Source organism: endosymbiont of Ridgeia piscesae, from assembly GCF_001443665.1.
In the GTDB taxonomy this organism is placed as follows: domain Bacteria; phylum Pseudomonadota; class Gammaproteobacteria; order Chromatiales; family Chromatiaceae; genus Endoriftia; species Endoriftia persephonae.
On the sequence record NZ_KQ557143.1, the window covers coordinates 1 to 13,631 of the forward strand.

A 13,631-nucleotide genomic window follows, 5' to 3' on the forward strand; every position below is an offset into this window, starting at 1 on the left:
GCCTCCACTACATCTTTCCTTTTCTGATCACGCTGTTCTTTTATCGTAGCCATGGAAAGCAGTATACACTGCCAATACTTTCGGAACGATTAATACTGGCGCATCCGGCTCGGCGCCAAGATAGCCAACCAGCGTGACACTGCCGGCGCTGTGTCCGATGATGATGGCGTTCTGGCCGGTGTGCGTCTTCAACCATCGGTTCCATACGCCCACCTCTCGCCTATCCTGATCGAAGGAGTGGGTATGGATCGCTTCGCAGGGCAGACTGGCATTGCGCCGGTCGATACCAAGCGTCAGTGTCGGAGTCAGCACGCTGTATCCACTCTCTGCCAGGGTGTCAGCGAGCCGGCGGACAGTAAAGAACTCCCGGGTCTGCAAAAAACCGTGCAGGATCAGTATCGGCGGGGCGTCGAGGTTCCCCTGCCGGAACTCCGCGCTGGCTCGAATCCCTTTGGCCATATCCAGTTCGATGAGCTCTGCCTTGAGTGGTGCAGTGAATAGGCTCAGCAGAATAATCAGAGCGATGAGGTTTGTCGCATTGTGGGGGGCTGCAGAAGCCATTGTACGCTCGCGGATGTGGTTGGGGTGGCGCTGACAGGTGTTAGCTTGGAATAAAGTGGTTCTACTGCTCGATTGTCGGCCGGGCCTGGCTGTGCTTGAGTCGGCAACGTTCTGGAAGGCGGTGGCTGTTTAGGCTTGTTGTTGATTCCACAAGGTTTTCCTGCATGCTACTATCCGCGCCCTATGCGCCTTTCCGATTTCCGATATGAGCTGCCTGACGAGCTGATCGCCCAGTTTCCCCAGCCCTCGCGAACCGCGTCGCGCCTGCTGTGTCTCGACGGCAGCAGTGGCCGGGTCGTCGACCGGCAGTTTACCCAATTGCCCGACCTGCTGCAGGCTGGCGATCTGCTGGTGTTTAACGATACGCGGGTGATGCGGGCCCGGCTTTATGGACGCAAGACCTCCGGTGGCAGAGTGGAGCTGCTGATCGAGCGGGTTTTGGCGCCGCAGCGTGTGCTGGCTCACGTTCGTGCTAGCAAGTCACCCAAGCCGGGGAGTCGCCTGCTGCTGGGTGAGGCAGATACTGAAGTTGAAGTGGTCGCCCGGGAGGGAGCGCTGTTTGAGCTCTCCCTGGCTGATGGCGATTTCTACCAGTTAATGGAGCGGCAGGGGCATATCCCGCTGCCACCCTATATCACCCGTTCCGACCAGGTCTTGGATCAGGAACGCTATCAGACTGTCTACGCACGCAGTGAGGGAGCGGTGGCCGCGCCGACAGCCGGGCTCCACTTTGACCTGCCGCTGCTTGACCGGCTGGCGGCGAGCGGGATCGGGATGGCCCAAGTCACCCTGCACGTGGGGGCCGGCACCTTCCAGCCGGTGCGTGTCGAGAACCTCGATGAGCACGAGATGCACAGTGAGTACCTTGAGGTGGATGAGGTGGTGTGCGAAAAGATCAGAGAAACCCGTGCCCGCGGGGGGCGGGTCGTGGCGGTGGGTACGACCACCGTGCGCAGCCTGGAGACGGCGAGCGCGGATGGGAATATCCGTCCCTACCGTGGCGATACCCGCCTGTTCATCCGCCCCGGTTACCGCTTCTCCAGTGTCGATGCGATGGTGACCAATTTTCACCTGCCGGAGTCGACCTTGCTGATGCTGGTGTCGGCCTTTTCCGGTTACGACGCGGTGATGGCCACCTACCGGCATGCGGTCGAGCAGCGCTATCGCTTCTTCAGTTATGGAGATGCGATGTTTCTGACGCCCTCATCAAGCGCCAAGTACGAGTAGGGGGCAGAGCTGAGTCAGTGTCTCGAAAGAAAATTGAGGCAAAAAAAAGCGCGGTAGGGATGCCGCGCTAAACGTTTCCACCAAAGGAGGATGGAGGAGTGTGGGCTGATTCAGTTAAGAATCAGCACATAACCATCTTCTAATATAATTTATTGGCTGTCAACTAATCCTAGGGAAAACCCTTGCTTTCAGGATATTAAATCCTGTTTGCCCCAAAATTATAGGGCGAAGGTGGCAGCAATTACCAATGTAGAGTCATGCACTTCGAAAAGATCAAAACCGATGGGGCAGCGCGACGCGGCCGGCTGACATTCGAGCGGGGCACCATCGAGACCCCAGCCTTCATGCCGGTCGGCACCTACGGAACCGTCAAGGCGATGACCCCGGAGGAGCTGCAACAGAGCGGCGCCGAGATCATCCTTGGCAACACCTTCCATCTGATGCTCCGACCAGGCACTGACGTGATCCGCAAGCACGGTGATCTGCATGGTTTTACTCACTGGGAACGACCGATCCTCACCGACTCCGGTGGCTTTCAGGTGTTCAGCCTGGGAAAGATGCGCAAGATCACCGAGCAGGGGGTCGCGTTTCGCTCGCCGGTGGATGGCAGCAAGGTCTTTATGGGGCCGGAGGAGTCGATGCAGGTGCAGCGGGAGCTGGGTTCCGACATCGTGATGATCTTCGATGAGTGCACCCCCTATCCGGCCACACAAGAAGAGGCGCGGGCCTCGATGGAGCTCTCGCTGCGCTGGGCAGAGCGCTCGAAAGTCGCCCACGGCGACAATCCGGCAGCGCTGTTCGGCATCGTCCAGGGTGGAGTCTATGAATCTCTGCGCCAGGCCTCTCTGGAGGGGTTGATGGCGATCGGCTTCGACGGCTATGCGGTGGGTGGGCTGTCGGTGGGTGAGCCGCCGGAGGATCGCTGGCGCATCCTCGACTTCCTCGCCGACAAGCTGCCCGCGGATAAACCCCACTATCTGATGGGGGTCGGTACGCCGGAGGATATCGTCGGAGCGGTGCAGCGTGGTATCGACATGTTTGACTGCGTGATGCCGACTCGCAATGCGCGCAACGGCCACCTCTTCACTCATCAGGGGATTGTGCGCATCCGCAACGCGGTACACCAGTACGATGAGGGCCCCCTCGACCCGCTCTGTGACTGCTACACCTGTCGCAACTACAGTCGCGCCTACCTGCGCCATCTGCAGCGTTGCAACGAGATTCTCGGTCATCGCCTCAACACCATTCACAACCTCCACTACTACCAGTCGCTGATGCGTGGCCTCAGAGAGGCGATCGAGGCTGGCCGGCTGGAGACGTTTGTGGCGGAGTTTTATCGGATGCGCGAGTAAGATACCGGATTCGGGCGACGGCCGTTGGTTTGGCCACTGCATCTTCAATGCTTCTGTGTCATAATCCGCGGCTGATTTTGCCGCCGCCAGGTGATTTGCGGCGGCTATGATGAATTTCCAAAGAAATTAGCGGGAAAAACCATGAGCTTCTTTATTTCCGATGCATTTGCCGAAGGCGCGGCCGGCGCTGGACAGGATCCCCTGATGGGACTGTTGCCGCTGGTCCTGTTTGGTGTGGTGCTCTACTTCCTTTTGATCCGGCCCCAGGTGAAGCGCCAGAAGGAGCACGGTAAGATGGTTGAGACTCTCTCCAAGGGGGATGAGATCGCCAGCTCCGGCGGCATCGTCGGTAGGATCACCGGCCTGGGCGATAACTTCATCACCGTGGAGGTCGCCGAAGGCGTCGAGCTGAAGATGCGCCGCCAGGCAGTGGAATCGGTTCTGCCAAAGGGCTCTATCAAGGAGATGTGACGGGCCTGCAACTGCCGATCCGTCAGGAGCCTCTGGATGAATCTGGACCACAAGAGTGCCGTCCATGATTCGTTCAGAGGCGCCTTAGTCAGGAACAGTTCGCCGGTTCTCTCCGGCGTCGCAACAAGCATATCGCGATGAATCAATACCCCCTGTGGAAAAACCTGTTGGTGGTGATCGTGATCCTGGTCGGGGCGCTCTACGCCCTGCCCAACATCTACGATCAGGATCCCTCCATGGAGATCTCCGGCACCCGCCGGGCTCAGATCGATGCCACCACACCGCTGCGTATCAACACGGCGTTGGCAGCTGCCCAGATTACAGCCAAGGCGATCGAGCCGCTCGAAGGCAAATTGCTGGTGCGCTTCAGTAGTTCGGAAGATCAGCTCAAGGCGGTTGAGGTTATCGCTGCAGAACTGGGGGGAGACTTCAATCAGGCGCTGACGCTGGCACCCGATCTGCCCGACTGGCTGCGTAGCTTGGGGGCCGAGCCGATGTACCTGGGGCTCGACCTGCGCGGCGGCATCCACGTGCTGATTGACGTCGACATGGAGGCGGCGGTGCAGCAGGCGATGGAGCGCTATGCGGGCGATATCCGCGGCCTGCTGCGCAAGCAGAAGATCCGCTATCTGCGGGTGGCGCGTGAGGGCGATGCGGTATTGGTCAAGTTTCGCGATGCTGCCAAGCGGGATGCTGCAGAGCAGAAGATCCACAGTGAATTCCGTGAGTTGGTGCTGGAGACTCTGGAGCGCGGTACCGACTTTTTTGTGAAGGCTAGCCTCACACCCGCCGAGCGTAGAGGCGTGCAGAAGTTCGCTCTGGAGCAGAACATCACCACCCTGCGCAATCGTGTCGACGCGCTGGGAGTGGCGGAGCCGCTGATTCAGCAGCAGGGCGAGCGGCGCATCGTGGTGCAGCTGCCCGGCGCACAGGATCCGGCCAAGCTGAAGGAGATTCTCGGCGCTACTGCGACCCTGGAGTATCGTCTCGCCGACACCGAACATAGCGTGCAGGATGCGGTCAACGGCCGAGTGCCCCCGGGTTCCAAACTCTATCGGGAGCGTAACGGCCAGCCGGTGTTGCTGAAGAAGTCGGTGATCATCACCGGTAATCAGATCACCGATGCCTCCTCTGGACTCGACCAGCGTGGCGGTGGCCCTATGGTCTCGGTCACCCTGGACGGCGTGGGTGCTAAGCGCATGCGCCGTCTCACCAGCGAGAATGTCGGCAAGCCGATGGCGGTGGTGTTTATCGAGAACCGTACCATCACCCGCATGGTCGACGGCCAGCCGGTCAAGCATAAAGTTAAGGTGGAAGAGGTGATCAGCATCGCCAATATCCTCGAACCCTTCGGTCGGCGCTTTCAGACCACCGGCCTCGACAGCTCAGAAGAGGCCCGTGATCTAGCGCTGCTGCTGCGTGCCGGTGCGCTGGCTGCTCCCATCGAGATCGTCGAGGAGCACACCATCGGCCCCAGCCTGGGTCAGGACAATATTGACCAGGGCTTTCAGTCAGTGGTGATCGGCCTGGTCTTGGTGATGGTCTTCATGGCGGTCTACTATCGTGTCTTCGGTCTGGTGGCGGACCTGGCGCTGGTGATGAATCTGGTGCTGATCATCTCGGTGCTCTCCATGCTGCAGGCCACCCTGACTCTGCCAGGCATCGCCGGCATCGTGCTTACCGTGGGTATGGCGGTGGATGCCAACGTGCTGATCTTTGAGCGTATTCGCGAGGAGATTAAGATCGGTAACTCGCCCCAGGCGAGCATCCAGGCCGGTTATGGCAAGGCACTCTCCACCATCCTGGATGCCAATATCACTACCCTGATCGCAGCTGTGGTGCTGTTCAGCTTCGGTACCGGCCCGATCAAGGGCTTCGCGGTGACCCTGGCAATCGGTATCCTTACCTCCATGTTCACCGCGATCATCGGCACCCGGGCCCTGATCAACCTGATCTATGGCGGTCGCCGGGTCAAAGAGCTGGCGGTGTAACAGGAAGCAACGACCATGCAGATATTCAATAAAACATCCAAGTTCGATTTCATGGGTGGGCGCAAGCTGGCCTCCGGCCTCTCCGCGGCGGTTATTCTGGTGGCGCTAGTTTCAGTGTTCGCCAGGGGGCTGAATCTGGGTATCGACTTTACCGGCGGTACCCTGGTTGAAGTGGGCTATGCGCAGCCTGTCGAGCTTCCAGCGGTGCGCAAGTCGCTGGTTGAAGGTGGTTTCGAGGACGCCACGGTGCAGCATTTCGGCACCTCCCGCGACGTGCTGGTGCGTCTCGCCCCGCGTGACGGGGTGGAGAGCGCGGTGGTCAGCGACCAGGCGTTTGCCGCGATGCAGCGTGCCACCGAAGGTAAAGCTGAGCTGCGCCGGGTGGAGTTTGTCGGTCCTCAGGTGGGTGACGAGCTGACCGAGGATGGCGGTCTGGCGATGCTCTATGCCCTGATCTGTATCCTGCTCTATGTTGGCATCCGTTTCGAGTACCGCTTTGCTATGGGCGCGGTGATCGCGTTGGTGCACGACGTGATCGTCACTATCGGCATCTTCTCCCTGTTCCAGGTGGAGTTCGATCTGCCGGTGTTGGCAGCGGTATTGGCGGTGATCGGCTACTCGCTCAACGACACCATCGTGGTCTACGACCGGATCCGCGAGAACTTCCGTAAGATACGTAAGGGCACGCCGATCGAGATTATCAACGCCTCCCTTAATCAGACCCTGGCGCGTACCCTGGTGACCTCCTTGACCACCCTGCTGGTGCTGATCGCACTGTTCCTGTTCGGTGGCGAGATCATCCACGGCTTCGCCCTGGCGCTGATCGTCGGCGTGGTAGTCGGCACCTACTCCTCCATCTATGTAGCGAGCAGCGCAATCATCATGATGGGTATCAGCAAGGAGGATCTGATGCCGGTGGAGAAGGAGGGTGCCGAGTTGGACGAGCGCCCCTGAGTGACGCTAGCCACTTCTACCGGGCGCGGTTCCTGGGGGGGATGGCGCTCTGGCACCTCCTGTATCGCTTCTGAAGGGTCGCTTTTGAACACCCCAAAGCAAATGATCGGCCCAGCCTTTGATACAGTACATGCGGTTGATGAGATCCTCTGTGGATCTATGTCAAAGCGGGGCTAAAACAGGTTGTTTTGGGATAGTCTTTCAAGATGATGGGCAAAACGCCATCACCTCTGAATGTCATATGGAAAACTTTGCAGCGACTTCCTTTAAGTTAGTAGCAAGGCGGGCTTGGTCCTTGCTGGCGGTGGCTGTGTGGCTGGCGCCATCCGCTGTTTGAGAGGCAAGGTGATTGATGGAGAGCACTCGCTGGTTGATCTCTTCTGCGACAGTACCCTGCTGTTCCACGGCAGTGGCAATCTGGACGTTCATCCCTTTGATATGTTCAACCGCTTTAATAATCCCGCTAAGCGTTGCCCCCGCATTCACGACTTTTTCTACGCTGTTTTCCGCCTTTTTTTGGCCTTTCTCCATGGCATCAACAGCCTCCTTGGCACCTTGCTGAAGCCGTTCGATGATTTGCTGAATCTCCTGGGTAGACTCTTGAGTTCTTCCAGCCAGAGTGCGTACCTCATCAGCAACAACCGCAAAACCACGGCCCTGTTCACCCGCACGAGCCGCTTCAATCGCGGCATTCAGTGCCAGCAGATTGGTTTGTTCTGCTATGCCACGAATGACATCCAGAACTGTACTGATTGAGTCGCTCTCATCTTCTAGTTTGTGGATGACAATCGACACATTCTGTACTTCACTGGCAAGGTCATTTGTTGCTTTAACAGTCTCAGCAACAACCTCCCGCCCTTTCGCCGCCTCATCATTGGCCTGCTGAGCAGCCTGTTCTGCCAGATTGGCGTTTTTCGCCATTTCATGTGTGGTGGTAGCCATCTCATTCATTGCAGTGGCAACTTGCGTAGTTTCACTCTGTTGCCTTTCCACTCCTTGATTGGTCTGCATCGAAACAGCCGAAAGGCTTTCAGCACCGGATGAAAGTTCTTCACTGGATCTATGTATATTAGCGATGAGGCCACCAATATTGTTTGCAAGTTCATTGAAGTCATGGGCGAGTATGGAAAATTCGTCTTTTCCCTTGTAATCCATGCGAGTTGAGATGTCTCCCTGAGCAAATCTACGCATCGATTTCGTTGCCATGGCCAATGGACGATTAACTCGACGCAGCACGATAAAGCTAATAAAAATCAAAACGACCAGCGCGACTGATGCCGTTACTAATAAGATTGTGCGGCTGCTGCGGATCACGCGATATCCCTGTTCTTCTGCTTCTGCCTGTATCTTGTCTACAGCTTTCACTACCGTATTGAGCGCCTGCTCCATGGAAGCCCCTGCCGATTGCATATCGGTGAGTGCTGACCGCATCTCTTTGGAAAGTCGCAGGCTTTTTCTTCGTAGGGTCAGAATGGAGATTTTTTCATTGATGAGCGTTTCCACCAGTCGATCAAATTCTTTGTTCAGTTCCTTATTATCGGATGATTCCTCATCAACTTTGACAATAGACCCCTTTGTGGCCTGGATGACTTGAGCAAGCTGGTTCTCCTTGATGCTGGTTAGGATGTCGGGATTACTCTCCAACATAAATTGCCGACCCAAGCCACCCATGATGGCAACACCGGTTCGAATGCTTGAGCTTTCTTGTTGCAGGTTCGCGGAACGCCCCAACAGGCTAGCTGATACCTGATCACGAAATTGGAAAGCAGTTTCCGCATCTTGATCCCCTATTTCGTTTATATCCTGAAAATCCTGGATCTTGTTGTATAGTTTTCGGATACGTCGTTTAGCTCGCTTGTTGGAGAAGTTGATTTTTCCTGCAATGCTTTCGGCTGTCTGTTGGATAATCTGTATTGCCGAGTCCATCTTGGTCACGAAATCTGCTTGTTCCTGGTTGATTTGAAGGGTTGCCTTCTTTTTCTCAAATAGGGTGTTGCCTGCATTTATAAAATGTTCATATGTTTTTTCAAGTGCAGTGAGAGACTCTTTTATAGTGACATCATCCCCCGCCGCATTTTTTGCACTGGCCATCGCGGAAGCGAATATCTTTTCCATCGCGCCATGGTTTTTCAGGCTCATCAACTTTTCTAAGGAATTGGTACTGATAATCTTTGACTGGCGACTAAAAACACCTGTAATCGTATTCTTGATATCATAGTTTGCAGTCTGCAGCGGTATCGCTTTCCCAGCTATTTTCTGCTGGTTCTCCGAAATGCTTTGGTAAGTGGTCAGGGAGGTAAGGACCTGAATCAAAACAACCGCTACGGCAGTGACAACCCAGATTATCAAGAGCCCTTTGATTGTGATATTGAGCTTTTTCATCGTTGCGTCCTTGATGCGGCACGAGCAATCAAAAGAGTATGGGAAGAAGTTATTACCTCTCCCGTTTCTGGTTTCAGAGCTCAGACCAGTCGAAGGCGACAAACTTGCCGTGCTTGATCATGGTCGGCCATATTTTATGGCTTGCTTGATGTTTGGTTTTGCTAAAGCCAACCTTGCTACCGATATCAACATTGGGAGAATTTAGGGACTCCAGCCCATCTACGATGCTCTCTCTGTTAGGGTTGGAACCAGCGTTTTTCATACCTTCCACAAACAGCTTGGCTACCAGATAACCCTCTAGTGAGACGAATCCCGGCTCCACACTGGCGTTATAGTCATTGAGGGCTTCACGATATTCCTTGACAGTGGCATGGTCGGAATCGAAGTGTGGAACCACCTGAGTTACGATGACACCATTACCCTTGTCGCCCAAAGCCTTAGCCAGGGCGGTGCTTCCGACAAAGGAAACATTAATAAACTTGGCGTCAGGGAGGTCTTCCTTGGCCATCTTGATGAACTTGGCGCAGGGAGCGTAGGCTCCCACCATGATGATCGCCTTGGGTGCGATTTCAACATCGAGGAAGGTTCCCAAGCCATCTTCCACATTCAGGGTGTTGCGCGTATAGCGGCCGTGGGCCAGTTTTTCAGGATTCGCTACGCCTTTTGCCTTAAGTGCCTTCATCGCCCCTTTGTAGCCAGCATCACCATACCCGTCATTCTGGGTGAAGAAGGCGATCTCTTCAGGCTTGATGCCAGAGGAGAGAAGACCATCGATCATCGCAGATGTTTCTTCCGCATAGCTTGCGCGGTAGTTGATGATATAGCGGTCAGGTGGTGTCTTGCGCAATACGCCGGCACCGGTAAAGGCACCGAATAGCAGTGTCTTTTTCTCGTTGGCGATCGGTACACTGACAATGGCGGTGGGTGTTCCCACATTCCCCATAACAGCAAGCACCTTCTCCTCATCGATCAGTTTGCGCATGTTCGGGGCCGCCCTGGCTGGCTCATAGCCATCATCCAGCACGACTAGCTTCAGGGTGTTGCCATTGATTCCTGATTTGTTGACTTGATTAAAATAGGCTTCGATGCCCAGTTTCATGCCCTGTCCCAAGGCCTGAGCCGGTCCAGCCAAGGCTGTGGACATACCCACCTTGATCTCAGCAGCCTGAGTGGCAGAAACACCCAATGTGCAGGTAATCAGTGCAGTAATGGTGGTTTTGCGGAAATAAGAAAGAATTTGTGTGTTCATTTCAGCCCCTTTTGTGAAAACTCCTTGTAGCGGCTCAACAAAATGGGAGTGCGAGATGGCCCCGAGATTAAGTAATAAATGTGCCAAACCTGCTACTAAATGCAGGTATCGGCCATGGTTAAGAAATCTTTATTGTCTATCAGGGGATTAAAATCACCGGCTAAAGACGGTGAGCTTTAGCAGCGAAAATGAGCCGCCAGATAAGAGGGAAGGCGGCATGGACTACAAATATGGTAGCCTGATGTGGCAAGGGTTTTCCGGATATAAAATCAGAGACTGTAAATTAAATTATGTAATTGCTCATAGAGCAATGCCTGAAGTAGCCTCTAAAAAACTAGACAGGGCTATAAAATCTGACTCGCTAATGAGAGAGATGAGATGAGTAAGAAACGAAAGCAGTACAGTGCAGATTTCAAGGCCAAGGTAGCGTTTCTGTTCTGTGGGAAATAGAAACGAGGGCAGAGCTGGCAATCCGCTATGGGCTACACTCGACCCAAATCAATCAATGGAAGCGACAAGCACTGGAGAATCTGGCTGAGCTGTTTGAGCGAGGTAGCATAAATCAGGGCCCTTTGGCCTTATCGGTCAATTGATGGTGGAACGTGATTTTTTAGCCAGAAAGCTCGTTCACTGCGCCTCAAGGATAAACGCCAGATGATTGAGCTCCACCTAGAGTTGAGTATCAATCAGCAATGCCAGCTACTGAATATCAGCCGTTCCACTCACAATTACTGCCCATGCCACAGGATAGTGATGGCCTATGGATAATGCGCCTGCGCGATGAGTAATACATGAGAACGCCATTGTTTGGGTCACAGAGTATGGTGACCTACCTTAGGTGGTAGGACACCTCATCAATCGCAATCAGATTCGCCGGCTTATGCAGCATATGGGGTGGCCTCCATTACCCCAACCTTTAATATCAGCCGAAGACACCCACAGCACAAAATGAGTATCAGCGAGGAGGATCTGATGCCGCTGGAGAAAGAGGGCGCCGAGCTGGATGAACGCCCCTGAATGATGTGCTGCTAGGCATTTGTTCCGGCAGAGGGTTGTTCCGGGACGGTTTCCGAAGGGGTGGCTCTGAGCAGACCAAGGCGAACGGCCAGTCGTTCCAGTAGCAGTATTCCACCTGCAAGAAGATAAAATTTGATGGCTGGATCGCCCGCCTTGCTTAGCCATAGGTAGTGGAGCAGGCTGGCGATCACTGCTAGATGTACCAGCTGGTGGAGTCGTTGCCAGTTGTGCTTGAGGCGGCGCATCATGGCGTTGCTGGAGGTGATGGCCAGCGGTAACAGCAGTATCAGGCTGGTGAATCCTGCGGCGATGAAGGGACGCTCTTGCAACTCGTAACGGACCTCCTCGAGACTGAACCCCAGTTCCAGCCAGAAGTAGATGAGAAAGTGGCTAGTGGCATAGAAAAAGATGAGCAGTCCCAGTGCCCGGCGCAGTCCCATCAGCCAGTTCCAGTCCGACAGGCGGTGACCATAGTCTGCTGCAAAAGCGATCATGCCCCGCGAGCACCAGCGCCGTAACGGGCTGACCGCATAGATCAACAGTAGAAAGATCAACGCCCACTCGCCTGTGCTGTGAACCAGCCGCTCAAAGCCATTGACGCCAAGGCTGTCGCTCAGGAACTCCCAGAGTAGTCTGATGGAGGGTAGCAGCGCGAGAAGGATCAGGCTCCGCTTGAGCAGAAGGCTGTTTTGGTTGGCGAGGCGAGCGGGATTGAATCGGAGGGCCGGCATGACACGGCTGTTCCTCAAAAGTGTTGCGACAGATCCATACCGCTGTAGAGCGATGCCACCTGTTCTGCGTAGCCATTGAAGGGCAGGGTCCGGCGCTTTTGCAGTTCGCCGATGCGGTTTTCCCGTCGTTGACTCCAACGGGGGTGGGGGACTGCGGGGTTCACATTGGCATAGAAACCGTACTCGGAAGGTGCTGCCTGTTGCCAGCTGGAGAGAGGCTGCTGTTCGCTCAGGCGGATGCGCACGATCGCCTTGACACTTTTGAAACCATATTTCCAGGGTACCACCAGTCGTAGCGGAGCACCGTTCTGATTCGGCAGTGGGGCGCCGTAAAGCCCAGTGGCGATGATGGTCAACGGGTGCATTGCCTCATCGATACGCAGGCCGTCGCGGAACGGCCATTCGAGCACTGGCCGGCGCTGCCCGATCATCTCTGAAGGACGCTCTACGCTGATGAGTTCCACATATTTGGCGCGGGAGGTGGGGCGGGCCAGCTTCAGCAGATGGCAGAGTGGGAAGCCGTTCCAGGGGATCACCATCGACCAGCCCTCGACACAGCGCATGCGGTAGATGCGCTCTTCCGTTGGCCAGCGTGAGAGCAGTTCGTCGAGTTCGAGTGTCAGTGGCTGTTCGACCTCACCATCCACCTGCAGCGTCCAGGGACGTGGGTTGAACTCCTGAGCGAGCAGGTGGATCACCTCTTTGTTGTTGGAGAACTCGTAGTAGTTGTTGTAGCGAGTGACAGATTTCAGGGGGGTTAATGTGTCGGTGTTGTTCAAGCTGACAGGTTGGGATAGTTCGCAGCCGTTGCCGGCTCTGCTGCCAATCAAGGGCAGCAGCCCGACGGCTCCTGTTGCGGTCAGCTGCTGGATAAAACGCCGGCGTGATTTCCAGACCGCAGGAGAAGTGATCTCCGATGGTTTGGGTTGATTGAACTTGAAAATCATAGTGGTGATTCAGCCTCCTTGTTCTTGCAACTGAAGGGTTTTCAGTTGGGTCCTGCTCAATATCTGCGCAGGGTTTTGATGTACTGAATTACCGACTGCAGTTCGGGCTCGGAGAGTTCGTCGCCCCAGGGTGGCATACGATAGGAACGGCTCATTTTTTCACCGCCTTTGCTGATTATCTGATGTAGGTACTCATCAGGGGCCCGGCTCAGGGTCAGATTAAAGGGTGGTGGGTTTTTGATGATCTTTGCCATGCGGCCATTGCCTTCGCCTGTTTTGCCATGGCAGATGGCACAACGTCCCTGGTAGATGTTGCTGCCGAGTTTGAGTGAGATGCTTTTACTCGATTCCAGCTTGCGCAACATGGCAACCGCCTGTTCTGTCTCTGTGTGCAGATATTGTATGAACATGACCACCGACTCGATCTCTGTCCAGGTCAACTCGTCCCCCCAGGGGGGAGAGTAGTCGTGCATCGCCTTCTTGCTGCCGCCCCAGATCACAATCTCTTGTAGACTTTTTTTGTCCACGCCATAGCGGGGTTCCATCAGATTGGTCTTGGGGTAGTTTTTTAATGCAAGGGGCAGTACCCCCTCACCCATTCCTACATCGCCATGACACAGGGAGCATCGCTCCTGGAAGACTCTTGCGCCCTTATCCAGGTTGGGCTCGGTCTGATTGCCTGCCAGGGCTGCGCTGGTGACTGCCAGGCTGCCGGCAAACAGCAGCGCTGAAACGGATAAGGTTCGCAT

At 55.3% G+C, this 13,631-nt stretch carries 11 protein-coding genes; 5 read left to right on the forward strand and 6 right to left on the reverse strand.

Annotated elements, in window-relative coordinates:
• Nucleotides 1–27: 27 nt before the first annotated feature.
• Nucleotides 28–561, reverse strand: a complete 534-nt coding sequence (locus Ga0074115_RS12715; protein ID WP_232433093.1) for an alpha/beta hydrolase — start codon at nucleotides 559–561, stop codon at nucleotides 28–30.
• 183 nt (nucleotides 562–744) lie between these two features.
• Here Ga0074115_RS12715 and queA point away from each other — a divergent pair, with 183 nt between their 5' ends.
• The 5 genes from queA to secF all read left to right on the forward strand — a co-directional run bounded on the left by queA (nucleotide 745) and on the right by secF (nucleotide 6,556).
• Nucleotides 745–1,788 carry a tRNA preQ1(34) S-adenosylmethionine ribosyltransferase-isomerase QueA gene (gene queA / locus Ga0074115_RS12720; protein WP_057957343.1) on the forward strand — a complete coding sequence of 348 codons (1,044 nt, stop codon included), beginning with the start codon at nucleotides 745–747 and terminating at the stop codon, nucleotides 1,786–1,788.
• A 257-nt stretch (nucleotides 1,789–2,045) separates the two neighbouring features.
• Nucleotides 2,046–3,140, forward strand: coding sequence for a tRNA guanosine(34) transglycosylase Tgt (gene tgt / locus Ga0074115_RS12725; RefSeq protein WP_060528587.1), 1,095 nt, complete (start codon nucleotides 2,046–2,048; stop codon nucleotides 3,138–3,140).
• Between the two features lie 141 nt (nucleotides 3,141–3,281).
• Nucleotides 3,282–3,611: a preprotein translocase subunit YajC gene (yajC, locus tag Ga0074115_RS12730; RefSeq protein ID WP_057956635.1), complete on the forward strand. Its 330-nt coding sequence runs from the start codon at nucleotides 3,282–3,284 to the stop codon at nucleotides 3,609–3,611.
• A gap of 137 nt (nucleotides 3,612–3,748) precedes the next feature.
• Nucleotides 3,749–5,602, forward strand: a complete 1,854-nt coding sequence (gene secD / locus Ga0074115_RS12735) for a protein translocase subunit SecD (RefSeq protein WP_057956636.1) — start codon at nucleotides 3,749–3,751, stop codon at nucleotides 5,600–5,602.
• A gap of 15 nt (nucleotides 5,603–5,617) precedes the next feature.
• Nucleotides 5,618–6,556 carry a protein translocase subunit SecF gene (gene secF / locus Ga0074115_RS12740; RefSeq protein WP_057956637.1) on the forward strand — a complete coding sequence of 313 codons (939 nt, stop codon included), beginning with the start codon at nucleotides 5,618–5,620 and terminating at the stop codon, nucleotides 6,554–6,556.
• Nucleotides 6,557–6,793: 237 nt separating this feature from the next.
• Here secF and Ga0074115_RS12745 read toward each other — a convergent pair whose 3' ends face one another.
• From Ga0074115_RS12745 to Ga0074115_RS12765, 5 genes are all read right to left on the reverse strand, one after another.
• Nucleotides 6,794–8,938, reverse strand: a complete 2,145-nt coding sequence (locus tag Ga0074115_RS12745; protein WP_060528588.1) for a methyl-accepting chemotaxis protein — start codon at nucleotides 8,936–8,938, stop codon at nucleotides 6,794–6,796.
• Between the two features lie 73 nt (nucleotides 8,939–9,011).
• Entirely contained in the window at nucleotides 9,012–10,187 is a 1,176-nt protein-coding gene (locus tag Ga0074115_RS12750; RefSeq protein WP_057956639.1) for an ABC transporter substrate-binding protein, read from the reverse strand.
• Between the two features lie 1,028 nt (nucleotides 10,188–11,215).
• The gene (locus Ga0074115_RS12755) at nucleotides 11,216–11,935 is read right to left on the reverse strand and encodes a protein-methionine-sulfoxide reductase heme-binding subunit MsrQ (RefSeq protein ID WP_057956640.1); all 720 of its coding nucleotides are present in this window, start codon (nucleotides 11,933–11,935) and stop codon (nucleotides 11,216–11,218) included.
• Nucleotides 11,936–11,949: 14 nt separating this feature from the next.
• Nucleotides 11,950–12,879 carry a protein-methionine-sulfoxide reductase catalytic subunit MsrP gene (msrP, locus tag Ga0074115_RS12760; RefSeq protein WP_198295074.1) on the reverse strand — a complete coding sequence of 310 codons (930 nt, stop codon included), beginning with the start codon at nucleotides 12,877–12,879 and terminating at the stop codon, nucleotides 11,950–11,952.
• Nucleotides 12,880–12,938: 59 nt separating this feature from the next.
• A complete protein-coding gene (locus Ga0074115_RS12765) occupies nucleotides 12,939–13,631 on the reverse strand; it encodes a c-type cytochrome (protein WP_057956642.1) in 693 nt (230 codons plus the stop codon).